The 26,433-nt window shown below is 69.0% G+C and carries 24 protein-coding genes and 1 pseudogene; 17 read left to right on the top strand and 8 right to left on the bottom strand.

The genetic code is table 11. The features are described from left to right. Positions 1 to 142: 142 nt before the first annotated feature. Positions 143 to 1,033, top strand: a complete 891-nt coding sequence (locus I7X18_RS11545) for an MmpS family transport accessory protein (RefSeq protein ID WP_193047341.1) — start codon at positions 143 to 145, stop codon at positions 1,031 to 1,033. Then, the gene (locus I7X18_RS11550; protein ID WP_193047342.1) at positions 1,033 to 1,656 is read left to right on the top strand and encodes a DUF2561 family protein; all 624 of its coding nucleotides are present in this window, start codon (positions 1,033 to 1,035) and stop codon (positions 1,654 to 1,656) included. The genes I7X18_RS11545 and I7X18_RS11550 overlap by 1 nt, the downstream gene beginning before the upstream one ends. A gap of 411 nt (positions 1,657 to 2,067) precedes the next feature. Here the strand turns inward: I7X18_RS11550 and qcrB are convergent, their stop codons facing one another. Genes qcrB through ctaE form a run of 4 tightly spaced genes read right to left on the bottom strand, consistent with a single transcriptional unit; the run spans position 2,068 to position 6,426 of the window. After that, the gene (gene qcrB / locus I7X18_RS11555; RefSeq protein WP_193047343.1) at positions 2,068 to 3,738 is read right to left on the bottom strand and encodes a cytochrome bc1 complex cytochrome b subunit; all 1,671 of its coding nucleotides are present in this window, start codon (positions 3,736 to 3,738) and stop codon (positions 2,068 to 2,070) included. Continuing rightward, the gene (qcrA, locus tag I7X18_RS11560; protein ID WP_193047344.1) at positions 3,735 to 4,967 is read right to left on the bottom strand and encodes a cytochrome bc1 complex Rieske iron-sulfur subunit; all 1,233 of its coding nucleotides are present in this window, start codon (positions 4,965 to 4,967) and stop codon (positions 3,735 to 3,737) included. The genes qcrB and qcrA overlap by 4 nt, the downstream gene beginning before the upstream one ends. Next, on the bottom strand, positions 4,964 to 5,767 hold the full coding sequence (gene qcrC, locus I7X18_RS11565; RefSeq protein WP_193047345.1) for a cytochrome bc1 complex diheme cytochrome c subunit: 804 nt from the start codon (positions 5,765 to 5,767) through the stop codon (positions 4,964 to 4,966). Before qcrC ends, qcrA begins: the two co-directional genes overlap by 4 nt. Before the next feature lie 47 nt (positions 5,768 to 5,814). Further along, entirely contained in the window at positions 5,815 to 6,426 is a 612-nt protein-coding gene (gene ctaE, locus I7X18_RS11570) for an aa3-type cytochrome oxidase subunit III (RefSeq protein WP_193047346.1), read from the bottom strand. A gap of 87 nt (positions 6,427 to 6,513) precedes the next feature. Between ctaE and trpD the strand changes: the two genes are divergently transcribed. Continuing rightward, the gene (trpD, locus tag I7X18_RS11575; RefSeq protein ID WP_226864058.1) at positions 6,514 to 7,602 is read left to right on the top strand and encodes an anthranilate phosphoribosyltransferase; all 1,089 of its coding nucleotides are present in this window, start codon (positions 6,514 to 6,516) and stop codon (positions 7,600 to 7,602) included. Here trpD and I7X18_RS11580 read toward each other — a convergent pair. Next, positions 7,540 to 9,342, bottom strand: a pseudogene (locus I7X18_RS11580) (DEDD exonuclease domain-containing protein); the annotation flags it as partial. The gene trpD and the pseudogene I7X18_RS11580 overlap by 63 nt on opposite strands. A 258-nt stretch (positions 9,343 to 9,600) precedes the next feature. On the opposite strand from I7X18_RS11580, the gene I7X18_RS11585 reads away from it, so the two are divergent. From I7X18_RS11585 to I7X18_RS11600, 4 genes are all read left to right on the top strand, one after another. Further along, positions 9,601 to 9,792 carry a hypothetical protein gene (locus tag I7X18_RS11585; RefSeq protein ID WP_193047598.1) on the top strand — a complete coding sequence of 64 codons (192 nt, stop codon included), beginning with the start codon at positions 9,601 to 9,603 and terminating at the stop codon, positions 9,790 to 9,792. A gap of 163 nt (positions 9,793 to 9,955) precedes the next feature. Continuing rightward, positions 9,956 to 11,077, top strand: a complete 1,122-nt coding sequence (gene ripC, locus I7X18_RS11590; protein ID WP_193047348.1) for a peptidoglycan hydrolase RipC — start codon at positions 9,956 to 9,958, stop codon at positions 11,075 to 11,077. A 130-nt stretch (positions 11,078 to 11,207) separates the two neighbouring features. Further along, positions 11,208 to 11,954, top strand: a complete 747-nt coding sequence (locus I7X18_RS11595) for a peptidase (protein WP_226864124.1) — start codon at positions 11,208 to 11,210, stop codon at positions 11,952 to 11,954. Positions 11,955 to 11,965: 11 nt separating this feature from the next. After that, positions 11,966 to 13,093 (top strand): glycosyltransferase family 4 protein, encoded by a 1,128-nt coding sequence (locus I7X18_RS11600; protein WP_193047349.1) that lies wholly within the window; start codon positions 11,966 to 11,968, stop codon positions 13,091 to 13,093. Between the two features lie 2 nt (positions 13,094 to 13,095). Here I7X18_RS11600 and I7X18_RS11605 read toward each other — a convergent pair whose 3' ends face one another. Beyond that, the gene (locus tag I7X18_RS11605) at positions 13,096 to 14,619 is read right to left on the bottom strand and encodes a PucR family transcriptional regulator (RefSeq protein ID WP_193047350.1); all 1,524 of its coding nucleotides are present in this window, start codon (positions 14,617 to 14,619) and stop codon (positions 13,096 to 13,098) included. Positions 14,620 to 14,713: 94 nt separating this feature from the next. Here I7X18_RS11605 and I7X18_RS11610 point away from each other — a divergent pair, with 94 nt between their 5' ends. Both I7X18_RS11610 and speB read left to right on the top strand, forming a co-directional pair. Further along, positions 14,714 to 16,069 carry an MFS transporter gene (locus I7X18_RS11610; RefSeq protein ID WP_193047351.1) on the top strand — a complete coding sequence of 452 codons (1,356 nt, stop codon included), beginning with the start codon at positions 14,714 to 14,716 and terminating at the stop codon, positions 16,067 to 16,069. Beyond that, positions 16,066 to 17,031 carry an agmatinase gene (speB, locus tag I7X18_RS11615; RefSeq protein WP_193047352.1) on the top strand — a complete coding sequence of 322 codons (966 nt, stop codon included), beginning with the start codon at positions 16,066 to 16,068 and terminating at the stop codon, positions 17,029 to 17,031. Before I7X18_RS11610 ends, speB begins: the two co-directional genes overlap by 4 nt. Here the strand turns inward: speB and I7X18_RS11620 are convergent. After that, positions 17,019 to 18,845 carry an AMP-dependent synthetase/ligase gene (locus tag I7X18_RS11620; RefSeq protein WP_193047353.1) on the bottom strand — a complete coding sequence of 609 codons (1,827 nt, stop codon included), beginning with the start codon at positions 18,843 to 18,845 and terminating at the stop codon, positions 17,019 to 17,021. The two genes, speB and I7X18_RS11620, sit on opposite strands and share 13 nt — an antisense overlap. A 62-nt stretch (positions 18,846 to 18,907) precedes the next feature. On the opposite strand from I7X18_RS11620, the gene I7X18_RS11625 reads away from it, so the two are divergent. The 5 genes from I7X18_RS11625 (at position 18,908) to I7X18_RS11645 (ending at position 22,221) form a co-directional block, all read left to right on the top strand. Next, positions 18,908 to 19,297 carry a polyketide cyclase / dehydrase and lipid transport gene (locus I7X18_RS11625; RefSeq protein WP_193047354.1) on the top strand — a complete coding sequence of 130 codons (390 nt, stop codon included), beginning with the start codon at positions 18,908 to 18,910 and terminating at the stop codon, positions 19,295 to 19,297. A gap of 55 nt (positions 19,298 to 19,352) precedes the next feature. After that, a complete protein-coding gene (locus I7X18_RS11630; RefSeq protein ID WP_193047355.1) occupies positions 19,353 to 19,790 on the top strand; it encodes an SRPBCC family protein in 438 nt (145 codons plus the stop codon). Further along, a complete protein-coding gene (locus I7X18_RS11635; protein WP_193047356.1) occupies positions 19,787 to 21,052 on the top strand; it encodes an ArsA family ATPase in 1,266 nt (421 codons plus the stop codon). Before I7X18_RS11630 ends, I7X18_RS11635 begins: the two co-directional genes overlap by 4 nt. Beyond that, complete coding sequence (locus tag I7X18_RS11640; RefSeq protein WP_193047357.1) at positions 21,049 to 21,420, top strand: hypothetical protein; 372 nt, start codon at positions 21,049 to 21,051, stop codon at positions 21,418 to 21,420. Before I7X18_RS11635 ends, I7X18_RS11640 begins: the two co-directional genes overlap by 4 nt. A gap of 81 nt (positions 21,421 to 21,501) precedes the next feature. Next, positions 21,502 to 22,221: a lysophospholipid acyltransferase family protein gene (locus tag I7X18_RS11645; RefSeq protein ID WP_193047358.1), complete on the top strand. Its 720-nt coding sequence runs from the start codon at positions 21,502 to 21,504 to the stop codon at positions 22,219 to 22,221. Here I7X18_RS11645 and I7X18_RS11650 read toward each other — a convergent pair. Next, positions 22,182 to 23,438, bottom strand: a complete 1,257-nt coding sequence (locus tag I7X18_RS11650; protein WP_193047359.1) for a glycosyltransferase 87 family protein — start codon at positions 23,436 to 23,438, stop codon at positions 22,182 to 22,184. The genes I7X18_RS11645 and I7X18_RS11650 overlap by 40 nt on opposite strands. An 84-nt stretch (positions 23,439 to 23,522) precedes the next feature. Between I7X18_RS11650 and I7X18_RS11655 the strand changes: the two genes are divergently transcribed. Genes I7X18_RS11655 through I7X18_RS11665 form a run of 3 tightly spaced genes read left to right on the top strand, consistent with a single transcriptional unit; the run spans position 23,523 to position 26,386 of the window. Then, on the top strand, positions 23,523 to 24,434 hold the full coding sequence (locus I7X18_RS11655; protein ID WP_193047360.1) for a hypothetical protein: 912 nt from the start codon (positions 23,523 to 23,525) through the stop codon (positions 24,432 to 24,434). Next, positions 24,434 to 24,937, top strand: a complete 504-nt coding sequence (locus I7X18_RS11660; RefSeq protein WP_193047361.1) for a polyadenylate-specific 3'-exoribonuclease AS — start codon at positions 24,434 to 24,436, stop codon at positions 24,935 to 24,937. The genes I7X18_RS11655 and I7X18_RS11660 overlap by 1 nt, the downstream gene beginning before the upstream one ends. Positions 24,938 to 24,988: 51 nt before the next feature. Then, positions 24,989 to 26,386: a class II 3-deoxy-7-phosphoheptulonate synthase gene (locus I7X18_RS11665; RefSeq protein WP_193047362.1), complete on the top strand. Its 1,398-nt coding sequence runs from the start codon at positions 24,989 to 24,991 to the stop codon at positions 26,384 to 26,386. The last annotated feature ends 47 nt before the right edge of the window (positions 26,387 to 26,433 follow it).

A 26,433-nucleotide genomic window follows, 5' to 3' on the forward strand; every position in this document is an offset into this window, starting at 1 on the left:
TCACGAATCGGGCAACACTTGGCCGGTGAACCGCGCCGTGTCGGTCGCCGGTCACCTGTCGTTGGGTAGTGTTGCCGGGGCGCGGTGAGCCGTTGAGGCCGCATGCCCGCGCCGGTGACGCAGTCGAGAAGGATAGGCGTAGATGAGCGGGCCGAACCCCCCAGGGCCGGACTCGCCGGGAGCGGACCAGCCCGATCGGGAGGGCGGCAGGCACTCGGCACCCGACGAACCGACCGAACAGGTCGGTGGCGTCAACGAACCGGTCCCCGTCACGGGCGAGACCGAGATCTATTCGCAGGCGTACTCCGCCCCCGAATCCGAACAGTTCAGCGCGGGACCGTACGTACCCGCGGATCCGGCGCTCTACGACTACGACAGCTACGAGCCGGTGTCCGACCCGGCCGACGGGCAGGACCCGCCGCGCTGGCCGTGGGTGGTCGGTGTCACTGCCATCGTCGCCGCCATCTCGCTGGTCGTGTCGGTGGCGCTGTTGGTCACCAAGACCGACTCCGACCAGTTGGCCACCCCCGCCACGAGTACGACCACACCTGCGCCGCCGGCCCAGGACGAGATCACGACGACGACGCCCCCGCCTCCTCCGCCGCCACCGCCCACGACCGAACCCCCGCCGCCTCCGCCGCCGGAGACGGTGACGGTCACCGAGCCACCGCCGCCTCCACCGGCCGAAGAGGCGCCGCCGCCGCCGCCTGAGCAGACGACGACACCGCCGCCGCCACCGCCGACCACCACCACACCGGCCGGCCCGCGGCAGGTCACGTATACGGTGACCGGGACGAAGGCGCCCGGGGACATCATCACGGTCACCTACGTCGACGCGTCGGGCCGCCGCAGGACCCAACGCAACGTTTACATTCCGTGGTCGTTGACCGTCACCCCGATCTCGCAGTCCGAGGTCGGATCGGTGCAGGCGTCGAGCCTGTTCCTGGTCAGCAGGCTGAACTGTTCCATCACGACGAGCGACGGGACGGTCTTGTCCTCCAACACCGGCAACGCCGCACAGACGAGCTGCTGATGGCCGCCAGCGATACAGCCTCCGCCCGTACCGGCGCGGAGACCGAGAACCTCAACCGCATCCTGCTCGGAGTCTGCGCGGCTGTCTGGCTGGCCGTGCTGGGCACTGCCGTCGCGGCGATCGTGGCCCTCGCCGACATGGGCCGTACCCGGCCTGTCGTGTCGGCCGACGGCGATACCCCGTGGCTGCTGTACACCGTCATCGGGGTATCGGCGGTGGTCATCATCGGTGCGGTGCCGCTGCTGCTGAGGGCGCGACGGACGGCGCAGCCCGAGCCGGTGCCCGTCGTGCTACCCCGTGAAAGGGTTACGGCGACAAGCGAACCGGCAACCGAGAAGCTGCGGGCGGTCAGCCCACAGGCGCGGCCGGTGCCCAGCAGGCTGGCTCCCGGCGATCCGGCGGGCGCGATCGACTGGCTGACACTGCAGTGCGCCCTGGTGCTCGGCATCGCGATCGGCGTCGCAAATGTCGCCATCGGCGCCGCGACCTATCTGATGGCCGTCGACAACGACACGATCTCGTGGGTGCTCTACGGGGTGGCCGGGGTCGTCACGCTGGCGATGCCGGTGGCGCCGTGGTGGTATCTGCGCCGCATGCGCGAAGAGTTCGAACCGGCTGCCTGACCGAGGTTCCGCGGTACCGCCTTTCGCGTGCGCGCGTGCCTCCGTGCGGGTGCCCCGTGCCCCGTGCCCCGTGCCCCGTGCCCCGTGCGCGAGATTGAAGCGACGCAGGGATCGTGCGAGAAGGGGCCTGCGGGAGTTCGATCTCGCGTCAAGCCTCGCGAGGGGCTGTTTGGCAAGCGGTCGAAGTGGCTGGGCGGGCCTGGTGCGCGCGTGCTCCCCGTGCGCGAGATTGAAGCCACGCAGGGAACGCCCGAGAAGGGGCCTGCGGGAGTTCAATCTCGCGTCAAAGGCTCGTGCGACACTCGCGACACCTCACGCGCAGCGCTGGTGGGGGAGCGGGGTCTCACAAAAACGAAACGGCCGCCGCGACCTCCGGTGGGAGGATCGCAGCGGCCGTATCGCTGTCGGGGACTAGTGGTGGCCGTTGGAGCCGTTGCCGTCGCCGTGCCCGTTGGCAGAACCGTTGCCGTCCTGCCGCTCACGCAGCGCGGTGAGTGCGCGGCGATGCGAGGCGTGCGCGGCCTCGGTCAACGCCTCGTGCTCGACCATCGGATCGGCGAACAGGAAGCTGCCACTGCCCGGGGCCCCGCTGGAGCCGAGCTTGTTCATCCGCTTCGGCAGGGGAGCGCCCTGGTACTCCAGCGGAATCGGATGCCCGTGCTCGTCGACCGGTCCGAGCGGCTGGTGCAGTTCGATGTAGGCACCGTGCGGCAACCGCTTGATGATGCCGGTCTCGATGCCGTGCTCGAGCACCTCGCGGTCGCTGCGCTGCAACGACACCGCCCAGCGGTAGGTGACGAAGTAGACGATCGCAGGCAGCACCACCATGCCGATACGCCCGATCCACGTCGTCGCGTTCAGCGAGATCTGGAACTTGAGCGCGATGATGTCGTTCATGCAGGCGAAGGTCAGCAGGATGTAGAACGCGATCGCCATCGCGCCGATCGCCGTGCGGACCGGAGCGTCACGCGGGCGTTGCAACAGGTTGTGGTGCGCGTTGTCCCCGGTCATCTTCTTCTCCAGGAACGGATACACCGTCAGCAACCCGAGGATCAGGCCCATCAGCACCGCGATCCACACGGGCTGGGGAATCGTGTAGTTGCCGATGTAGAACTCCCACGCCGGCCACAACCGGATCAGGCCGTCCGTCCACATCATGTAGAAGTCCGGCTGGCTACCCGCGGACACCTGAGAAGGCTTGTACGGGCCCAGCACCCAGATCGGGTTGATCTGCAGGAGACCGCCCATCAGGCCGAGGATGCCGACGGTCACCGCGAAGAACGCACCGGACTTCACCGCGAACACCGGCATGACGCGCACGCCGACGACGTTCTTCTCGGTGCGTCCCGGTCCGGGGAACTGGGTGTGCTTCTGGAACCACACCAGAGCCAGGTGGGCGCCGATGAGCGCGAGCATGATGCCGGGGATCAGCAGGATGTGCAGCGCGTAGAGCCGCGGGATGATGATCGTGCCCGGGAAGTCGCCGTTGAACAGTGCCCAGTGCATCCACGTGCCGACCACCGGGATGCCCATCGTGATGCCGGACAGGGCGGCCCGCAGGCCGGTGCCCGACAGCAGATCGTCGGGCAGCGAGTAGCCGAAGAAGCCCTCGAACATGGCCAGGATCAGCAGCAGTGAGCCGATCACCCAGTTGGCTTCACGCGGTCGCCGGAATGCGCCGGTGAAGAAGATGCGGGCGAGGTGGACCATGATCGACGCCGCGAACAGCAGCGCCGCCCAGTGGTGGATCTGGCGGACGAACAGCCCGCCACGGATCTCGAAGCTGATGTCGAGCGCCGAGGCGTAGGCCCGCGACATCTCCACACCGCGCAACGGCTGGTACACGCCGTCGTAGACGACCTCGGCCATCGACGGATCGAAGAACAGAGTCAGCCAGACGCCGGTGATCAGCAGGATGAGGAAGCTGTACAGGGCGATCTCACCGAGCAGGAACGACCAGTGGGTGGGGAAGACCTTGTTCAGCTGCCGGCGGACCGCTGCCGACGGGTGGTAACGCGAATCGATCGCGTCACCCTGTGCCGCAAGCCGGGCGGCGACTTTGGAACCACTCTGTGCACTCATGTTGTCTTCCGTTCCCAGAATGCCGGCCCGACGGGTTCGATGAAGTCGCCGTTGGCGACCAGGTACCCGTCCTGGTCAATGGTGATGGGCAACTGCGCGAGAGCGCGCGCAGCCGGACCGAATATGGGTTTCGCGAAATGCAGCGCGTCGAACTGCGACTGGTGGCACGGGCACAGGATGCGGTGGGTCTGCTGCTCGTACAGCGACGACGGGCAACCCAGGTGCGAGCAGATCTTCGTGTAAGCGAAGAACTCACCGAAGTTGAAGCTCTCCTGGCCCTTGCGCTTGACCACCTTCGGCATGTCCTCGGCCCGAAGGCGGATGAGCATCACGGGATTTCGCACACCCATGATGATCTCGGTGTTCTTGTGGCTCGACTCCACCGTGGTGCCGTCACCATCGGACTCACGCCACGGGTACACCGTCTCCATACCGCCGGCGTCGAGATCCTCCGGACGCATCTTCGCGAAAACCGATCCGTGACCGGTGTTTCCGGTCGCCCGGGCCAGGTAGATCGTCTCGCCCTGAAACCGTGGGGTCCACCCGGAGGTCCACAGCACGGCCTTGGGGCCGTCGGCGGTCGGCACCACCGGCTTCCACGGGTTCTTGATCAGACCGCCGATGAAGGCCACCGCCGTGCCGAGACCGAACGCGCCGAGCCCGACACCGAGCGACACGCCGATCATCTTGCGGCGCTTGATCGTCGAACCCTCGAGTGCATCGGTCAGATTCGCCGCGGCCGTCTTGCGCTGGAGCTCGGCGGAGCGGCCGTCGTGGCGGTCCTGGATCGAGATCTCTTCGGGGATGAACCGCTTCTGGAACAGCACTGCGCCGATGCCGATCGCGAGGATCGACAGCCCGAAGAGCAGGCCGTAGAGCGGCGTGGCCAGCGAGTACAGGAACTCGCCTTCAGAGCCGTAGGGCTGGTACTCCCAGGGCCAGAACAGGAACACCACCAGCAGTGCCAACCCGGCGACGCCGCCGATCAGCAACCACGCAGAGACCGAACGCTCCGCGCGCTTCTCGGCGCGCGTGCCGGGCACCGGCCACCGAGGCTCCTTGAAGACCGTTTCGACGCCGTCGAGCTTGCCGCCGAGTTCGACGAGTTCCTCACGCGACATCGCAGCCAGTTCGGCGTCGGTCGGCTGACCCGGCTCGCCGGCATGGCCGGGTGCGTCGGTGCCCTTCGGCGCGTCCTTGGCCAGATCGTCGTTGCGCTCGTCGCTCATGCCCGTGCCCCGATCCAGAGAGCCGCACCGATGACGGCGACCATTCCGATGATCCATGCGGCCATGCCCTCAGAGGTCGGGCCGAAGCCGCCGAGGCCGTATCCGCCGGGGGGCGGGGTCTCCCGCGACTCCTCGACGTAGGCCACGATGTCGCGCTTCTCCTCGGGGCTGAGCTGACGGTCGGAGAACTTCGGCATGTTCTGGGGACCGGTCTGCATCGCGGTGTAGATCTGCGCCGGATTCGCCTCGAGTTCGGGGGCGTACTTGCCGGACGACAATGCACCGCCGCGGCCGGTGAAGTTGTGGCATGAGGCGCAGTTGAGCCGGAACAGGTCGCCGCCGCGAGCGACGTTGTCGCCGATCAGCGACTGGCTCGCGATCTGGCCGTTCTCGTCGCGGGGGACGACGGGTCCGCCGCCGTTGGCCTGGATGTAGGCGCCGATTGCATCGGTCTGCGCCTCGTCGAAGTCGGCCGGCTTGTCCGGTGCCTGGGCCTCGTTGCGGCGTGCGGGCATGCGGCCGGTGGAGACCTGGAAGTACACCGCGGCCTCGCCGACGCCGACGAGGCTCGGGCCGCGATCGGCGACACCCTGCAGGTTGCTGCCGTGACAGCTGACGCATGACATGTCGTACAGCTCTTTGCCCGTGCGCAGCAGCGCCGACTGTGACTCGTCGGCCACGGCCACCTGCGGTGCGGGCGTCAGCGTGGCGGCGACGCCACCTGCGGCGCCAAGTCCGATCAGCAGCAGCGCCGCTGCCGACAGGCGCCGGCGAAACCGTCGGCGGGACTTGCTGGTCATCGAACCCCTTCTCGTCGGCTGCGAATCCTGGGAGCCCATCGTCGAGCTCATCGAACGAAGTAGATGACGGCGAACAGCGCGATCCACACGATGTCGACGAAGTGCCAGTAGTACGACACGACGATCGCCGCGGTGGCCTGTGCCGGGGTGAACTTGCTCATCTTGGTACGCGCGAGCAGGAACAGGAAGGCGACGAGGCCGCCGATCACGTGCAGGCCGTGGAATCCGGTCGCGAGGTAGAAGACCGAGCCGTAGGCGCTGCCGGGGATCGTGGTGCCGTGCTCGACGAGGTGCAGGTACTCGTAGCCCTGGCCGAGCACGAAGAACAGGCCCATCAGGAAGGTGACGACGTACCAGCGGCGGAGGCCGAACACGTCACCGCGTTCGGCGGCGAACACACCCATCTGGCAGGTGAACGACGACGCGATCAGCACGAGGGTGACGGGTACCGCCAGCCCCAGGTTCAGCTCGGTCGGCGGGGGCGGCCACTCGCCGCCTGCCTGGGCGCGTGCGGTGAAGTACATCGCGAACAATCCAGCAAAGAACATCAGTTCACTGGAAAGCCACACAATGGTGCCGACACTGACCATATTCGGCCTGTTCAGCGAATGCACGCGCGAGGTGATCGCGGTCCCCGAGGTCCCTACAGCACTCGTCACACAAGAAGTATGACGCTTTGTAGTTGTCGAACTCCAGCCGGGTCGCCTATTCGTCACAAGTGTCGTTCGGAAAGACCGGGTGGAGCTTTGGGAAGTTCCCAGCCGCCGTGGGAACATCGGCGCGTGACTGATACTCCCACGTGGCCGCTGATCCTGGGGCGGTTGACCACCGGACATAACCTGGCGAGCGGACAGGCCAGCTGGGCGATGGACCAGATCATGACCGGGACGGCCACGCCGGCTCAGATCGCCGGATTCGCGGTGGCGATGAAGCTCAAGCGGCCGACGTCGGCGGAGGTCACCGAACTGGCCGACGTGATGCTCAAGCATGCGCGCCGCATTCCCACCGAGACCATCGGGAACGAGACGGTCGACATCGTGGGGACCGGAGGCGACGGCGCCAACACCGTCAACCTGTCCACCATGGCGGCGATCGTGGTGGCCGCCGCGGGCGTGCCGGTGATGAAGCACGGCAACCGGGCCGCGTCCTCGCTGTCCGGCGGCGCCGACACCCTCGAGGCGCTCGGCGTCCGGATCGACCTCGGGCCCGACCAGGTGGCCGCCTCTGTCGCCGAGGTGGGTATCGGTTTCGCGTTCGCCAACCACTTTCACCCGTCGTACAAGCACGCGTCGGTGGTGCGCCGGGAGCTCGGGGTCCCGACGGTGTTCAACCTGCTCGGACCGCTGACCAACCCCGCCCGGCCCCGTGCCGGGCTGATCGGCTGCGCGTGGGCGGAGCTGGCCGAGGTGATGGCCGGGGTGTACGCCTCGCGCAACTCGAGTGTGCTGGTGGTGCACGGCGACGACGGCCTCGACGAGCTGACCACGACCACCACGAGCACGATCTGGCGGGTCCAGGCCGGCACGGTCGAGCGGTTGACGTTCGACCCCGCGGCGTTCGGCTTCCAGCGCGCTCAGCTGTCCGAGCTGGTCGGCGGCGACGCCGAACACAATGCCGCCGAGGTGCGCGCCGTGCTCGGCGGCGCCAAGGGTGCGGTGCGCGATGCGGTGGTTCTCAACGCCGCCGGCGCCATGGTTGCGCACGCCGGACTATCCAGCGACGCCAAATGGGTGCCGGCCTGGGAGGCGGGCCTGGCCCGGGCCGTCGAGACGATCGACTCTGGGGCGGCCGAACAGCTGCTCACGCGTTGGGTGCGGTTCACCCAGAAGCTCTGAGCGGTCGGTCTGTTCGGCGGCCAGCCGCGCCGAGCGGGCCGTCTCCGCCCACCCCTGCCAGCGGCCCGCGGCACCGATGGGCGTGGCGTACCCGGGGTCGCAGCGCACGATGCGCACTCCCGGATGGCCCAGCCAGCGCGCGATGAGCGCGGTCTCCTCGACCAGTGCTCCGCCCAGCGGTGCGGCATCGGGCAGCACGGTCTGCGCGCCGGCGGTCAGCGCATCGACGACCGGCATCGGTGGCACCCCCCGACGGGCGCAGCCGGCGGCGGCCAGGCGCCCGTACCGCACCACGGCCAGATGCCATCCGCCGCCGCCGTCCGGACGCGCCGCGACCAGTTCGGTCTGCTCGGCCAACGCGCGCAGCCGCTGTCCGCGCCAGAGCACCTCGATGCCCGTGGCGGCGTGGTCGCGCAGCCGCGCCGCCGTCTCGTAGCGGTTGACCGTGGCCAGCGCCGCGATCCCGTCGACCACCGCGGTCAGCGCGGAATCGTCACGGCCCTCGATCAGATCGGCCGCGCGGCGCGGGGCGGGCGCGTACGCAGCCGCGTCGATGTCGCGCGGCGCCGGGCACGGTGACAACTCCCGCTCCGGGCAGGCCGCGCCGTGCCGGGCCGCGCGGGCGAGCCGGGTGGCGCAGGTCCGCACACCGGTGAACCGGGCGAGCAGCTCGGCGGTTTGCACGGCGTCGGCGCGGGCGCGGAACGGCCCGACGGCCGAACCGTGGCGCGGGGCGCGGACCACCGAGAACCGCGGGAATGCCTCGTCGGTCAGCACCACCCACCACCAGCGCTGCGGGAATTTCGACCGTCGGTTGTAGGGCGGCGCGTGGGCGGCCAGTAGACGCAGCTCCCGCACACCCGCCTCGAGGTCATGGGCGCATTCGACATGGTCCACGCGGGTGGCCAGCGACGCCATCTCCTTCATCCGCGTCCGGGGATCGGCGCCGGTGAAGTACTGCCCGACGCGGCGGCGCAGGTCCACCGCGGTGCCGACGTAGAGCACCTCCTCACCCGGGCCGCGGAACAGGTAGACACCCGGCCGGTGCGGCAGCCCGTCGGCCAGCCGGCGGTTGCGGCGCTGCGCCGGTGTCACGTCGGGCAGGTAGGCGCGCAGGTCGGTGTAGCTGTGCACGCCCTGATTGCCGATCCGCTCGATCAGCCCGTGCAGCACGTCGACCGTGGCGCGGGCGTCGTCGAGGGCCCGGTGCGTCGGGGTCGTCTTCGCGCGGAACAGCTGCGCGAGTGCGGACAACCGCACGCTGGGCGCTTCCTCGCGGGTGAGCACCCGGCGGGCGAGTTTGACCGTGCACAGCACCGGTGGGCGCGGCCAGGTCAGCTGGCACTGTTCGGCGGCCGCCCGCAGGAAGCCGATGTCGAAGCCGGCGTTGTGGGCCACCAGCACTGTGCCGCGGGCGAATTCGAGGAAGGCGGGCAGCACCGATTCGATGCGGGGGGCGGCGCAGACCATCGCCGTGGTGATCCCGGTGAGCGCGACGATCTGCGGTGGGATGGCCCGCCCGGGGTCGATCAGGGTGGCGAGTTCGCCGATCACCTCACCGCCGCGGACCTTCACCGCGCCGATCTCGGTGATCGCATCGGGGTGGTCGCCGGTCGCACGGCCCCCGGTGGTCTCCAGGTCGACGACGACGAACGTCGTATCGCGCAGCGACAGCGACTCCATGTCGAACGCCAGCTGCTCCGCCGGCTGTCCGACGGCACCGACGCTGCGCTGGCCCATGCGAGAAACGTAGGGAACGGCACCGACAGCGCGGCGGTGCCACGCGGGTGTGGCCGGTCTGTCGGTGGCCGTCGTTAGCGTGCGGGCAACACCGATTGAGAGGACGGCCAGATGGCGAAGGGCAACCAACCGTGGGGTGACCGACCATGGGACGAGCAACTACGGAGCGAGCAACCGTGGGACGACCAACCGTGGGACAACCATCCGTGGGGCAACCAACCGCGCGAAGCGGATCCGGGCGCGGATGCGGAGACGGTCATCATCGATTGCGACGACTGCGCGGTGCGCGGCCCAGGGTGTCAGGATTGTGTCGTCAGTGTGCTGCTGGGGGTCCCCGAGACGTTGCTCGTCGACGAGCGTCGCGCACTGGAAGTGCTGGCCGAAGCCGGATTGGCACCGCGACTGCGGCTGGTTCCCATTCACAGGCAAAAGAATTCGGGCGTTGCCTAACGCTTGCCTCGAACCACGCGCCGGGAGGTAGGGGAAGAAAAACCCCCCTGACACCTGTTAAATTTGGCCCTTCTGTTGGACAAGCCCGATGCCGTTTCGTAACCTGTCTGAGACCTTAGAGCAGTTCGAGGCGGCTCGTTACGCCAGTTGAAGGACGCAAATCTTGAGGCTCGTTCGCGCGCAGTGGGGCATCCGTGTTCTTAAGCGACCCGCCGTCGGTGCGATTGCGGCTCTGGCCGTGTTCTCATCGGTCCTGGGCGGCAGTGCGCTGGCCGACCCGGCAGAAGATGCCTTGGCAAAGCTCAACGAACTGTCGCGGCAGGCTGAGCAGACCACCGAGGCCATGCACTCGGCGCAGCTCGATCTCGGCGACAAACTGGCCGCACAGCAGGCCGCCGAGGCCAGGCACGGCGCTGACCTCGCCGCCGCCGCCGAGGCCAAGTCTCGATTGGCGACCTTCCAGTCGGCCGTGAACAAGGTGGCCGCCACCCAGTACATGGGCGGACGCACCGACGGTATGAGCGCGATCCTCACGGCAAACTCGCCGCAGCAGTTCATCGACCAGCTATCCGTACAGCGCGTCATGGCGGGGGAGATGGCTGCCCGGATGGCGGGCTTCCGCGACGTCAGTGCCCGGGCCGCCGCGGCCGAACTGGCGTCGGCGAAGTCCGCGGCCGATGCGAAGACCGCCGCCGAACAGGCCGCCCAGGTCCGCGCCGACCTGCAGAACAAGCAGAGCCGGCTGCAGACCCAGATCGCCGTCGTCAAGTCGCAGTACGAGGCGCTGACGCCGAACCAGCGTGAGGCGCTCGCCGCCCTGCCGCCTGCGCCCGCAGTGCCGCCGCCGCCGGCCGCGGTGCCTCCCGCCAACGATCCCGGTGTGCTGGCCGCCCCGCCCGGGGCCATCCCGCCGGGTGACATCGCCCCTCCGTCGGGTGGGGCCAACCGCGCCGTCGCGGTACAGGCCGCGCTCAGCCGCATCGGGTCGCCTTACTCGTGGGGCGGGTCCGGCCCGAGCGCCTTCGATTGCTCCGGGCTGGTGATGTGGGCCTTCCAGCAGGAGGGCGTCTCGCTGCCGCACTCCAGCCAGGCGTTGGCCCGCGGCGGGCAACCGGTGTCGACGGACCAGATGCAGCCCGGTGACCTCGTCACCTACTACTCCGACGCCTCGCACGTCGGCATCTACATCGGTGACGGGATGATGGTGCACGCCTCCACCTACGGCACGCCGGTGCGTGTCGCGCCGGTGAACAACGCCCCGATCTACAACGTCCGTCGTTACTGAGCCCGTCGTTACTGAGCCCGTCGTTACTGAGCCCGTCGTTACCCGGCCCGTCGTCACCCAGTCAGTCGTCACCAGATCTCGGCGGCTGATCCTCGGCCTGCTACTGGCCGAGTTCCTCTCCGCCGTGCTGCTGCTCAACCGGTCCGAGCCGGCACCGGCGCCGCCGCTCGCGGTGGTCGCCGACCAGCCGACCCCAGCCGGTCCCGACCCCACCACGACGACACCGTTGCCCGACGGGCGCCACGCGCAGCTCATCGCACTCGGCGGGGCGCACAGCGCACCGCTGCTGTCCCGGATCGCCGCCGAACTCCCCGGCGCCGCCGATGCGGTGAGCCGGTTCTGGGGGCCGGACTGGCGGCAGGAGATCGTTATCGTCGCGACGGCGTCGGATCGGCAGTTCGCCGCGCTCGCGGGCGGGGGAGCCGACGTCGCGGCCGCCACCACCGCCGAGCGCATCGTGTTCGCCCCCGGCGCCGCGCGGATGACCGACGAGGCCCTGCGGCTCGTGGTGCGTCACGAACTGTTCCACCACGCCGCGCGACAGGCGACCGCCGCCGACGCCCCGCGCTGGCTGACCGAAGGCGTCGCCGACTACCTCGCCCGCCCGCCGGAATCGGCGCCCGCCTCCGATCCGGTGGCTGCCCTACCGGCCGACAGCGATCTCGACACCCCCGGCCAAACCCGGTCGCAGGCATACGACCGGGCGTGGCGGTTCGCCTCCTACGTCGCCGACCGGTACGGCCCGCAGCGCCTACGGGCGCTGTACGTGCACGCCTGCAGTCCCGGTCATCCCGACGTGGCCACCGCCGTGCGCGACACGCTCGGCAGCAGCCTCGACGAGGTGCTGGCCGGGTGGCGGCACTGGCCGCAGGGCTAGCCTGGGCTCCGATGTCCCGAGTCCTGCTGGTCACCAACGACTTTCCGCCGCGTGCCGGCGGCATCCAGAACTACCTCGAGGCCTTCGTCGACCAGGTCGTCGCGGCGGGCGCGCACGAGGTGACCGTCTACGCCCCGGCGTGGAAGAACGCCCCGGACTACGACCGCGCCGCCGCGTTCGAGGTGATACGCCACCCCGGCACCCTGATGCTCCCCGAACCGTCGGTGGCGGGGCGCATGCGCGGGCTCATCGCGAGCCACGACATCGACACGGTGTGGTTCGGTGCGGCGGCACCGCTGGCGCTGCTCACACCGATCGCCCGCCGCGCGGGCGCCGACCGGGTGATCGCCAGCACGCACGGCCACGAAGTGGGCTGGTCGATGCTGCCGGTCGCGCGCACGGCGCTGCGCCGCATCGGCGACGACACCGACGTGGTGACGTTCGTCAGCCGCTACACGCGGGGACGGTTCGCCGGGGCGTTCGGACCGCGCGCGGCGTTGGAGCATCTGCCGCCCGGTGTCGACACCGACCGGTTCACTCCCGACCCCGCCGCGCGAGCGGAGCTGCGGGCGCGCTACGGCCTGGGCGAGCGCCCCGTCGTGGTGTGCCTGTCTCGGCTGGTGCCCCGTAAAGGCCAGGACATGCTGATCCGGGCGATGCCCGCGATCCGGCGACGGGTGCCGGGTGCGGTGCTGGTGATCGTCGGCGGCGGCCCCTACCGTGACACGCTGCAGCGCCTGGCCCACCAGCACGGCGTCGACGAAGACGTGCGGTTCACCGGCGGCGTCCCCGGCGACGAGCTGCCCGCACACCATGCGATGGCCGACGTGTTCGCGATGCCCTGCCGCACCCGCGGCGCAGGCCTCGACGTCGAAGGGCTCGGGATCGTGTACCTCGAGGCGTCGGCGACCGGGGTGCCGGTGGTGGCGGGCCGCTCGGGCGGCGCGCCGGAGACCGTGCGGGACGGCGAGACCGGGCTCGTCGTCGAGGGCACCGACGTCAGCGCGGTGGCGATCGCGGTGAGCGGCCTGCTCGCCGACCCCGCCCGTGCCGCCGCCATGGGCGCCGACGGCAGGCGGTGGGCGCTCGAGAACTGGCAGTGGCCCACCCGCGCAGCGCGATTGGGTCAACTGCTGTAGGCCTACAGCGGCCGCAGATCGTCCTCGGCGTCGAGCAGCGCCGCGGCACGCAGCGCCAGCCACAGCGCGGCGAGCGCATCCGTGTCGGCGAGGTTGAGGCCGGTCAGTTCCGCGATGCGTTTGATCCGGTAGAGCACCGTCTGTCGGTGCACGCAGAGCGCCGTGGCGGTCAGCTGCAACGACCGCTGGTGGCGCAGATAGGCGTCCAGCGTCGCGACCAGATTGGACTGGTGCTGTTCGTCGTAGGTGCGCAGCGGTGCGAGCACCCGGTCGACGAGGGCCTGGGCGTCGCCGACGTTCGACAGGCCCAGCCACGGCTCCTCGCTGCCGTACCGCGACACCGGGATGTCGCGGCGGCTGGCCAGCGAGAACGCCCACGACCCCTCGCGGACTGCTTCCGGGAACCGGCTTATCGTGGAAAGTCGCGCGCTGATCCCGATGCGCGCCGACGGCCCCAGAGCCCGGGACAGCACACCCTCGAATCCCGACTGGTCGGGCACCAGCGCGTAGAGCAGACCCTCCCGTAGCGTGCAGAGATACGGAATACCGTTGCGCCACAGCGAATTATGAATGGTCAGCGCTCGCCCTTCGTCACTGCTCCGCGCCACGACCAGGACGGTCGACGGGGGATCGAGGCGCAATTCGCCGAGCCGGGCTTCGACCGCGTGCCGGTCGATGCGGTTCTCCAGCAGGCGCTCCATCAGCGCGGCCCGTTCGCGCCGTTCGTGTTCGAGCGCCAGTTGCATCTCGGACAGCGCGAGACTGATCACTGTGGCGGTGTGTTGCAACCGAATCGGATCCACCCGTTCGGTGATGCGCGGGATCACCACGAGCGCGGCTTCGGGATGGCGCTGGATGTCGGTGAGCATCGCTGCCCGCGTGCCGTCAACGGGCAGCCCGTAGACTCCCGCCGCCACGTTGGTCGAGGACTCGGACAACTCGACGACGGCCTCGCGCAGGGCGGGGGCCAGCGGTGAGGTGTCCGGAAACCACGGATCACCGGTCCGGCGATCGCAGACGTGCAATTCGCAACCGAGTTCCCGGGCAAGCGCGGCAACGAGATTGGCCGGCGGCGAGGCGCTCGCGATGTGCCGCCGCAGCAGGTCGTAGATCCGCATGGTCCGCGACAACCGGTCTGACTGGTCGAGCAGCGTCGCTTCGGCAACCGCGCGCGAGATCGCCACGAACGGTAGGGGATAGCGGATCCGCAGGACCGGGAAGCCCAGCTGTTCGCTTCGGCGGGTGAACCGCTGCGTCAACCGTGGGCAGTACATCTTCTCGCCTATCGCCAGTCCCGCGATACCCGACTCCTCGAGTTTGGTGAGCAGCGCCTCCTGATCGGCGGCGGCTTTCGGGAACGACAGCCCGTTGGTCATCAGCAGTTCGCCGCCGGTGATCCACCGCCAGGGTTCGGGCAGGTCCGAGGTATGGGTCCAGGACACCGACCGGCCCAGCCCGGCCCCGCCCGAGAGCACCTCCAACCCGAGGTGCGGCGTCTCGACGAGGTCACCGACGGTGACGGTCACGCCGGTTGTCGATTGTGCACATGCTCAAACTTCATCGGAGGATTGTGTCAAACGTCGACTCGACACGCATCGGCGCCGCCCGCACGCTGGGTCAATGCCCCACACCGGTCATGTGATCGACGATGCGCCGATCACCGCATTCCACAAGAAGCTCACGCTGTTCTCCTCAGGCGGGCCGTTCATCGACGGCTATGCGCTCTCGATCATCGGAGTGGCGCTGATAACGCTCGAGCCCGCGATGGATCTGAGTTCGGTGGAGCTCGGTCTGATCGGCGCGGCCAGCCTGATCGGGATCTTCGTGGGCGGCGGCCTTTTCGGCTACCTGACCGATCGCATCGGGCGACACCTCATGTACATCGTCGACTTGCTCGCGCTGGCCGTGTTCTCGGTTCTCTCCGCGTTCGCCGGCGAGCCCTGGCAGATCATCGCGCTGCGGTTCCTCCTGGGTGTGGCGATCGGCGCGGACTACCCGATCGCCACCTCACTGCTCGCGGAATTCCTGCCCAAGAAGCAGCGTGGCCGGTACCTCGGCGGCATGTTCGTCGTGTGGGCGCTGGGTGCCGCGGTCGCCTACGTCGTCGGATTCCTGTTGCGCGACTTCGGTCCCGACGCCTGGCGGATCCTGCTGGCGAGCCCGGCGATATTCGCGATCATCACGTTGCTGGCCCGCCTCGGCACGCCGGAGTCACCGCGGTGGCTGGTGTCCAAGGGCCGGCGCGAGGAGGCCGACGCGGCGATCAAGCAGGCTTTCGGGCCCCAGTACAGCGTCGACGATCTCACTGAGGAGAAGGTCGCCACAACGTCGTTCACTCGTGTGTTCACACGTCCCTACCTGCGGCGGACCGTATTCGTCGCGGTGTTCTGGACGGCGCAGGTCATCCCGCTGTTCGCGGTGTACACGTTCGCGCCGGATTTGATGGCGTCATTCGGCTTGGAAGGCGATTCCAACCTCTACGGCGGCTCGCTCATCATCGCGCTGCTGTTCGTCGTCGGTGGAATCCCGGGACTGTACCTGGTCGAACGGATCGGCAGGCGCGCCCTGCTCGTGGGGTCGTTCGCGATCATTGCTGCGGCCCTTGCCATTCCAGCGGTCATACCGGGCGTTCCGCCGCTGGTGTTCTTCCTGGCGCTGGCGGTGTTCGCCCTCGTGTCCGGCGCGTCGAGCTTCCTGGAGATCGTCTACCCCAACGAACTGTTCCCCACCGAGGTGCGCGCCACCGCCGTCGGGGTGGGAACGGCGATGAGCCGCATCGGTTCTGCGGGAGGCACCTACCTGATGCCGATGGCGCTGACCGGCCTGGGACCGGGCGGTGCGCTGGGCATCGGTGCCCTGGTGACGGTGGTCGGACTCGTCGCCGCCGTGTTCATGGCTCCCGAGACCCGCAACGTCGCGCTGACCGACTGCGCCACCTCCGATGACGAATCAACGACCGCGAAAGTGACCTCATGACCTCCTCCGACCTCGTCGGCGCCGTACCGCCCACCGAAGTCCCGCGTTACGCCGGAAAGGGCACATTCGCCCGCATCGCCGACATCGGCGAGGTCAGCGACTACGACATCGCGATCCTCGGCGTCCCGTTCGACGGCGGCACCTCCTATCGGCCCGGTGCGCGGTTCGGCCCGATGGGCGTGCGGCAGGCCGCCCGCACCCTGCGCCCCGGCTACCACGTCGAACTCGGCGTCGCACCGCTGGAACAGGTGCAGGTGGTCGATGCCGGTGACATCTCCGTCACGCCCTACGACATCGCCGAAGCGTGCCGGCAGATTCAGGATCACGCGTCGGAGATCCTCGGCGGAGACGGCCGCCGGATCGTCTCCATCGGCGGCGACCACACCATCGCGCTGCCGAATCTGCGTGCCCTGCACGCGATCCACGGTCCCGTCGCCCTGGTGCACTTCGACGCCCACCTCGACACCTGGGACACGTACTTCAACGCCCCCGTCACGCACGGCACCATCTTCCGGCGGGCTTTCGAAGAGGGGCTGCTGGTCGAGGACCACTCCATCCACGTCGGCATCCGCGGACCGATCTACGACCAGATGGACCTGCGGGACGACGCCGAGATGGGCTTCAAGATCATCCGGGCGGGTGACCTGGACGTCATCGGTATCGACGCCGCCGTGGACACGGTGCGCCGACGCGTCGGGGACGTGCCGGTCTATCTGTCCGTCGACATCGACGTGCTCGATCCGGCGTTCGCCCCCGGCACCGGCACCCCCGAATCCGGCGGGCTCACCTCCCGCGAGCTGCTGCGGATGCTGCGGCGGTTACACGGGCTCAACATCGTCGGCGCCGACGTCGTGGAGGTGGCACCCGCCTACGACCACGCCGAGATCACCTGTGTGGCAGCGGCTACCGTCGTCTTCGACCTGGTGTCACTGATGGTCTCCGGCGGCGGTCAGGTCCTGTAGAGCGCTTCGATGTCGGCGGCGAACTTCTCGACGACGACCTTGCGCTTGACCTTCAACGTCGGTGTGAGCTCCCCGGTGTCCTCGGTGAAATCCACCGCCAGGACCCGGAACTTGCGGATCGCCTCGGCCTTCGACACCGCCTGATTGGCGCCCTTGACGGCGGTGTCGATGTCGGCGAGCAGGTCGGGGTCGGTGGCGAGGGAGCCGACGGAGGCGCCACTGTCCTTGCCGTTGCGCTGTTTCCAACCCTCGAACGCCTCGGCGTCGATCGTGATCAGCGCGCCGACGAACGGCCGGGCGTCTCCGACGGCCATCGCCTGACTGATCAGCGGATGGGCCCGCAGTTGATCCTCCATGATCGCCGGCGCGACGTTCTTGCCGCCGGCGGTCACGATGATCTCCTTCTTGCGGCCGATGATCGTGAGGAAGCCGTCGCTGTCGATCGCGCCCAGATCGCCGGTGTGGAACCAGCCGTCGGTGAAGGCCTTCGCGGTCTCCTCCTCGTTTCGCCAGTAGCCGCCGAACACCACGCCGCCCTTGACCAGCAGCTCGTCGTCGTCACCCAGGCGCATACTGTTGCCCGGCACCAGCTTTCCGACCGAGCCGATCTTGATGTCACCCACCCGGTTGACGGTGATCGCGGCGCTGGTCTCGGTCAGCCCGTAGCCCTCGTAGATGGTCAGCCCGACACCGCGGTAAAAGTGGCCGAGGCGGGCGCCCAGCGGCGCCCCGCCGGAGATCGCGGCGCGGCATTCCCCGCCGAGGGCCGCACGCAGCTTGCCGTAGACCAGCCGGTCGAACACCGCGTGTCTGGCCCGCAGCAGCAGCCCGGGCCCACCCGTCCTCTTCCCCGAGTCGCTTCGCTCCTGCCCGCCGGAGTCCAGCGCCCGGCTGTACTCGATCGCCGTCGCGGCGGCGATGTCGAAGATGCGGCCCTTACCGTCGCTGCGGGCGTTCTGTTCGGCGGTGTTGTACACCTTTTCGAACACCCGCGGCACCGAGACCACCAGCGTCGGCTTGAACACCCCGAACAGCGGGACGAGGTTCTTGATGTCACTGGTGAAACCGAGGGTCACCTTGTTGGCGAACGCCGCGATGGTGATGGCACGGGCCAGCACGTGCGCCAGCGGCAGGAACACCAGCATCCGCTCACCCTTGGCCAGCTCGGCGGGGAAGCAGCTCTTGTCGCCGCGGGTCTCGTACACCAGATTGGCGTGGGTGAGTTGGCAGCCCTTGGGCCTGCCGGTGGTCCCCGAGGTGTAGATCATCGTGGCCGGCTGGGCGGAGCGGATACCGGCCAGCCGGTGGTCGAGTTCGTCGGACGCGAGGTCGCGGCCCGCCTCGGCCAGCGCGTCGGGACCCGAACCCTCGATCCGCAGCACCGTGCGCAGCTCCGGCAGATCGGCCCGGAGCTCCTCGATCCTGTTCGCGTGGGCGTCGTTCTCGACGATCACCAGCACCGCGCCCGAGTCGGAGAGCACCCAGCGGACCTGTTCGGCCGAGGAGGTCTCGTAGATCGGGACGGTCAGCGCCCCGACGGCCAGGATCGCGAAGTCGAGGATCGGCCACTCGTAGCGGGTCGCCGACAACAGCGCGACCCGATCGCCCGGCTGCACCCCAGAGGCGATCAAACCCAGTGCGGCCGAACGGATCTGGGCGGCGGCCTGGGCACAGGTGACGTCTGTCCACGCGCCGTCGACCAACCGGCGGAAGATGACGTGGTCGGGATCGTCGCGCTCGTGATCGAACACAGCGCTCACGACGGTGTCGCACTCTCCCACGGTGAACGGCGCGGGCACACTGAACTCAGGCACGATGGCCAGCGTAGTCGGCCGCTGCGCTCCCCTCGGGGGTCGTGTGTGAAGCTTGGAGGACGATGAACAGCATCCAGATCGCCGACGAGACCTTCGTTGCCGCCGATCCGGCTGAGGTGGGCAGGGCCGTCGCCCAACCGGCGAACTGGCGGCGCTGGTGGCCGGACCTGCACCTGACCGTCGTGGAGGACCGGGGACCCGTCGGCCACCGCTGGACGGTCACCGGAGCACTGATCGGAACCATGGAGGTGTGGCTGGAACCGTCCCTGGACGGGGTCATCCTGCACTACTTCCTGCACGCCGAACCGGCGGGCGTCTCGGCACGGCAGCTGGCGAGGATGAAACTCGCGAAGCTCAACCACGACCGGCGCGTGGCGGGTAAGAAGATGGCGTTCGAGCTCAAGCGGACCCTGGAGGCATCGCGGCCGGTAGGGGTGTCGCGGCTGACCTGACGGTGGGTTGAGCCGCGGACGTGAGGGTACATTTCGGCTTGAGGAGGACGGGCACGTGGCGGACAAGACGGCGCAGACGATCTACATCGATGCAGACCCTGCGACGGTGATGGACGTCATCGCAGACATCGGCTCCTATCCCGACTGGGTCAAGGAGTACCGGGAGACCGAGGTGCTCGACACCGACGCCGACGGAAATCCGAAGACGGCTCGCCTGGTACTCGATGCGGCCGTCCTCAAGGACACCATGGTGCTGTCCTACGAATGGCCCGCCGGCCGGGATTCGGTGACCTGGTCGCTGGTGTCGAGTTCTTTGCTGAAATCCCTCGAGGGGGCGTACCGGTTGACGCCGAACGGCTCCGGCACCGACGTCACCTACGAGCTCGCCGTCGACCTGATGATCCCCATGATCGGTCTGCTCAAGCGCAAGGCGGAGCGCCGGCTGACCGAGACGGCGCTCAAGGATCTGAAGAAACGGGTCGAGGCTGAGTGACTCCGAGTGGCGCCGCGGCCCGCATCAGCCTCTTCGTCGGTAAGGGCGGGGTAGGGAAGTCCACGCTCGCGACGGCGACCGCCGTACGCGAGGCGCGGGCTGGTCGTCGGGTGCTGGTCGTGTCAACCGACCAGGCGCATTCGACCGGTGACGTGCTGGGCGTGACCGTCACCCCGACCGGGCGGCGCGAACCGACCCGCATCCTCGCCGACCTCGACGCGGGAATTCCGGACGCGGGTGGCTCGCTTGACGCGCTCGCGCTGGACACTCTGGCACTGTTCACCGAGCGGTGGTGCGAGGTCGCCGGACCCATCACCGCGCGGTTCCCTGACTCGGATCTGGGCGACGTTGCGCCAGAAGAGCTCTCGGCCCTCCCCGGCGTGCAGGAGGTGCTCGGGCTGCACGAGGTCGCGGAATTGGCGGCGAGCGGTTCGTGGGAGCACGTCGTGGTCGACTGCGCGTCCACCGCGGATGCGCTGCGCATGCTGACCCTGCCCGGCACACTCGCGCTCTACCTCGAGCGGGCGTGGCCCCGGCACCGCCGGCTGTCCCGGGGCGCCGACGACGCGGCGTCAGCCGCAATGGTGGATCTCGTCGAGCGCATCGATGCGGCGACCCGGCGGTTGACCGCCCTGCTCGCCGACGGGTCACAGGTCAGCGCGCACCTGGTGCTCACCGCCGAACGGGTGGTGGCCGCCGAGGCGTCCCGCACGCTGGGCTCGCTGGCACTGATGGGTGTGCGGGTCGCGGAGCTCATCGTCAATCAGGTCCTGTTGCAGGACAATTCCTTCGAGTACCGCAATCTTCCCGAACATCCGGCGTTCGACTGGTACGCCGAGCGCATCTCCGAGCAGAAGGCGGTGCTCGACGACCTCGACACCGTGATCGGCGACGTGGCGCTCGTGTTGGTGCCGCACCTGGCGGGCGAGCCGATCGGACCCAAGGCGCTGGGCGAACTGCTGGACGCCGCGCGCCGACGCGACGGGTCGGCGCCGCCCGCGCCGGTCCGGCCGATAGTCGACCGGGAGTCGGGAACCGGCCTCGATGCGGTCTACCGCCTGCGGCTAGAGTTGCCGCAGGTCGACTCCGCCGAACTGACGTTGGGCAGGGTCGACGACGACCTGATCATCGGCGCGGGCGGTATGCGGCGCCGGGTCCGACTCGCGTCCGTGCTGCGCAGGTGCATCGTCACCGATGCGGCACTGCGGGGAAGCGAGCTGACGGTGCGATTCCGACCGAATCCGGAGGTGTGGCCGGCGTGAGTGCTGAACATCCAGACCTCGGTCCCGAGCTGAAGGCGCTCGCCCAGGCCATCCTCGACCGCGTCGACCCGTTGATCCGGTTCGCCGCCGCCCGTGCGGCGGGAGCCGGCGACCGGGCGAGCAGCTGCCGGCAGGTGTGGTGCCCGGTGTGCGCGCTGGGCGCACTGATCCAGGGTGAGCAGCACCCTCTCCTCGACATCGTCGCCGAGCACAGCGTCGCGTTGCTGAGCGTGGTCCGTGCGCTCGTCGACGACATCGAGGCGGCCGGCCCGCCGGACACGCCCCCCACACCGCCGCCGTCCGACGAGCCGCCGCCGCCCCCCGGCCCTGGCCGCTATCAGCGCATTCCGGTGACCGTGCAGGACTGAGGTCCGTGCTGTGGTCGTGTCCACAGCACCTGGGTAAAGTTGTCGCAGAGCACCGTCCGGTGCGCCCGATGCGGAGGGTCCATGTGGTATTGGCTGTTCAAGTACGTCTTCATGGGCCCGTTGCTGTCCTTGCTCGGCCGGCCGAAAGTTCAAGGGTCGGAATACCTTCCCCGGTCCGGCGCCGCCATTCTCGCCAGTAACCACCTGGCCGTGGCCGACAGCTTCTACCTGCCGCTGGTGGTGAGCCGGCGCATCACGTTCCTGGCCAAGGCGGAGTACTTCACCGGTACGGGTCTCAAGGGCTGGTTCAAACGGTGGTTCTTCACTGCGGCCGGGCAGGTGCCGATCGACCGCGCGGATGCGGATGCGGCGCTCAGTGCGTTGAGAACCGCTGAGCGCATTCTCGGCGGAGGCAAGCTGCTCGGCATGTACCCCGAGGGCACCCGCTCACCCGACGGACGTCTGTACAAGGGCAAGACCGGCCTGGCCCGGCTCGCGCTCGAGACCGGTGTGCCCGTGATCCCGGTCGCGATGGTCGCCACCGACGTCGTCAACCCGCCGGGCAGCAAGATGTGGCGCTTCGGCAAGGTCGAGGTCAAATTCGGCAAGCCGATGGACTTCAGCCGGTTCGAGGGGCTCGCCGGCAATCGCTTCATCGAGCGCGCCGTGATCGACGAGGTCATGTACGAGTTGATGCGCCTGTCCGGCCAGGAGTACGTCGACCTTTATGCCGCCGACGTCAAAGAGGGCACCGCAGTCGCTCAGCCCGCCGCGCGACTGCCCGAAGCCGCCGCCGGCTGAGCCGCGGTCACCGGTTCGGTGCGATGGGTGGACCGTGCCGACAGGGTGCCCGCTGCGACGATGACGACCAGCGCCCACCACACATAGGATCCGCCGGCCAACTGGCGCCACAGCGACGCCGAGGTCTCGCGGTGCTCGGGCAGCAGGGTGATCGGCGACCACACCATCAGCGCGAAACCCGTCGCCGCGGCGACGGCCAGCGGCCAGTGCCGGTTGCGGTAGGCCACCACAGCGGTCACCAGCACCGTCGGCAGCGACCACACCCAGTGGTGCGACCACGACACCGGTGAGACCACCAGCCCGAACATCGCCACGCAGACCAGTGCCAGTACCGGTTCGCCGGCCCGCAGCGCCCGGCGCGCCGCCCAGACCGTCAGGCCCAGCACGGCGAAGCACGCCAGTACCCAGAGCACGAACCGGAGGTCTTCACCGAGGCCCAGCCGCGCCAGCGCGCCGGCGATGTTTTGGTTGGTGTTCAACGTCGCGGTGCCGATCCGGTCGGTGTTGCGCACCGTCTGGGTCCAGTACTCCCACGAGTCGCGCCAGGTCAGCGCGAACCCGAGCAGCGTGAGCGCGACCACCGAGACGGCGCTCACCAGCAGCGCGCGGGTGTCGCGGCGCAGCAGGAAGTACAGCAGGAACACCGCGGGGGTGAGTTTGAGCGCGATCGCCAACCCGAGCAGGACGCCGCGCGGCCACGGGGTTCGGCGCGGTACGCAGTCGGCGATCACCAGCGTCATCAGCACGACGTTGATCTGCCCGAAGTCGAAGTTGGCCTCGATCGGCTCGAAGTGCACCACCGCGACCGCCACGATCGCTGCGGCCAGCCAGATGCGCCTGCCCGGCGTCCAGACGTCGAGCCGGGTCAGCACGATCACCACCGCGACGATCATCAGCAGCAGCGTGATCGCGGTGATCACCACGCCGGCCGCAGGCAGCGACATCATGGCGAACGGGGAGAAGACGATCGCGGCCAGCGGGGGATAGGTGAACGGCAGGTCGAGGCCCCCCTGGGTGGCGAACGTCGCCCCGTCCGCGTAGAGCGGGCTGCCGTCGAGCCAGGCCCGGCCACCCATCCGGTAGACGTCGACGTCGATCCGGTACGGCGTGTGCCCGAGGAATCGCCACCCGGCCCAGCCGAGCGCGACGAGGGTGAGGAGGCAGAACGTCCGCCACGCGAGGGTTGGCGCCCAAGCAGGCGACCGCCGAGTACTCATGTCGTCGTCCAGACTATCGGTGGCCTCCGGCGCGTCGGCCGGTATCCCGGTCGCGCCAAGCGCAGGTCGGCGTAAGTTTCGAGCGTGCACCTGACCCTGCAGCTGGACTTCCTCACCCTCGATCGCCTGCCGCTGCTGTGCTGCCTGGTCGCCTTCATCCTCACCTTCTTCGTGACGCGCACGATCGTGCGCTACATCCGACGCCACGCCGGCAGCGACGCCCCCCGCAGGTGGTGGCAGCCCCGCAACATCGCGGGCGCGGGTGGCACGCACATCCACCACGTGGTCATCGGGGTGATCCTGGTGATGGTGTCCGGACTCACCATGGTGACGCTGGCCGTCAACGGGGGAGTACCCGAATTCACGGCGGCGGCAATCCTTTTCGGCATCGGCGCCGCGCTGGTGCTCGACGAGTTCGCACTGATCCTGCATTTGTCGGACGTGTACTGGTCCGAGGACGGGCGCACCTCGGTGGATGCGGTGTTCGCCGCGGTGGCGGTGGCCGGTCTGCTGATCCTCGGGTTCAACCCGCTGTCGTTCTTCGACATCGGCATCTGGCGGGACGACCACAGCCTGGCGGCGCGGGCGGCTGTGGTCGCGTTGGCGGTCGCGACGCTGATGCTTGCGGTGGTGGTGCTGTTCAAGGGCAAGGTGTGGACCGGGCTGGTGGGCATGTTCATCACGCCGCTGCTGATCGTCGGTGCGGTGCGGCTGTCACGCCCGCACGCCCCGTGGGCGCGTTGGCGTTATACGAACCGGCCGCGCAAGATGCACAGGGCGCTCGAACGGGAGCGCTGGCTGCGCAGACCGGTGGTGCAGGCGAAACTGTGGTTGCAGGACGCCGTCGCCGGGATGCCCAGGTTCCCCGACGACGCGAAGGTCGATGAGCAGTTGGACCGTGAGATCCACGCCGCCCCGGCGCCGCAGAAGCTGCCCGTGGTCGACAAGGCCGGCGCAGATGAGAAGGCCGGCGCAGATGAGAAGGCCGGGGTCTAGTGCGCTTCTTCTACGACACCGAATTCATCGACAACGGCCACACCATCGAGCTGATCTCGATCGGCGTGGCGGCCGAGGACGGCCGCGAGTACTACGCGGTGTCCACCGAGTTCGACCCGGACCGGGCCGGCAGCTGGGTGCGCAAACACGTCCTGCCGAAGCTCCCGTCGCCGGCATCGAAATCCTGGCGGTCCCGTCGCGAGATCCGCACCGAACTCGAGGACTTCTTCGGCATCGACGGCGACGAGCCGATCGAGCTGTGGGCGTGGGTCGGCGCCTACGACCACGTGGTGCTCTGCCAGCTGTGGGGTCCGATGACCGCCCTGCCACCGGCGATACCCCGGTTCACCCGTGAGCTGCGCCAGTTCTGGGAGGACCGCGGTTCGCCCCGCATGCCGCCGCGCCCGCGTGACGCCCACGATGCGCTGGTCGACGCCCGCCACAACCTGCTGCGCTTCCAGACGATGACCGGCAGGGGAATGGACGCTCGCGCGCGGTTCTGACCTGCACCTGTGCTGGTAAGAGCGGATGCGCGCGACAGTTACCATGAATGGGTGAACTGGACCGTCGACATCCCCATCGACCAGCTCCCTGATCTGCCGCCCCTGCCGGATGAGCTGCGTCAGCGACTGGACTCGGCACTGGCCAAGCCGGCGGTACAGCAGCCGAGTTGGGACGCCGACGCCGCCAAGGCGATGCGCACGGTGCTCGAGAGCGTTCCGCCGGTCACCGTGCCGTCGGAGATCGAGAAGCTCAAGGGTCTGCTCGCCGACGTCGCTCGCGGCGAGGCGTTCCTGCTGCAGGGCGGCGACTGCGCCGAAACATTCGTCGACAACACCGAACCGCACATCCGGGCCAACATCCGCACGCTGCTCCAGATGGCCGTCGTGCTCACCTACGGCGCCAGCATGCCGGTGGTCAAGGTGGCCCGCATCGCCGGGCAGTACGCCAAACCGCGTTCGTCGGACATCGACGCTCTGGGCCTGAAGTCCTACCGCGGCGACATGATCAACGGGTTCGCCCCCGACGCCGCGGCACGCCAGCACGACCCGTCGCGCCTGGTGCGTGCCTACGCGAACGCCAGCGCCGCGATGAACCTGGTGCGGGCGCTCACCTCGTCGGGGATGGCGTCGCTGCAGGGTGTGCACGACTGGAACCGCGAATTCGTCCGCACCTCGCCGGCCGGCGCCCGCTACGAGGCGCTCGCCGGGGAGATCGACCGCGGCCTGAGCTTCATGAGCGCGTGCGGCGTCAACGACCGCAACCTGCAGACCGCCGAGATCTTCGCCAGCCACGAAGCGCTGGTCCTCGACTACGAGCGGGCCATGCTGCGGCTGTCCGACGAGTTCCCTCTCCACCGGCCGGAGCCGCAGCTCTACGACCTGTCGGCCCACTACGTGTGGATCGGCGAGCGCACCCGTCAGCTCGACGGGGCACACATCGCGTTCGTGGAGACCATCGCCAACCCGATCGGCATCAAGCTCGGGCCGACCACCACACCCGAACTCGCCGTCGAGTACGTCGAACGGCTCGATCCGCACAACCAGCCGGGCCGTCTGACGCTGGTGACCCGGATGGGGAACAGCAAGGTGCGCGACCTGCTGCCGCCGATCATCGAGAAGGTGCAGGCCAGCGGCCATCAGGTGATCTGGCAGTGCGATCCGATGCACGGCAACACCCACGAGTCCTCGACCGGTTACAAGACCCGCCATTTCGACCGCATCGTCGACGAGGTGCAGGGCTTCTTCGAGGTGCACCGCGCCCTGGGCACCCACCCGGGCGGTATCCACGTCGAGATCACCGGTGAGAACGTCACCGAATGCCTCGGCGGTGCGCAGGACATCTCCGACAGCGACCTCGCCGGCCGCTACGAGACGGCCTGTGATCCGCGGATGAACACTCAGCAGAGCCTCGAGCTGGCGTTCCTCGTCGCGGAGATGCTGCGCGACTAGTTGCGGCGGGCAGGAGCGCAGCGACCCGGGGAGTCTGGGTTGCGGCG

The organism is Mycolicibacterium baixiangningiae, assembly GCF_016313185.1.
GTDB classification, from domain to species: Bacteria; Actinomycetota; Actinomycetes; order Mycobacteriales; family Mycobacteriaceae; genus Mycobacterium; species Mycobacterium baixiangningiae.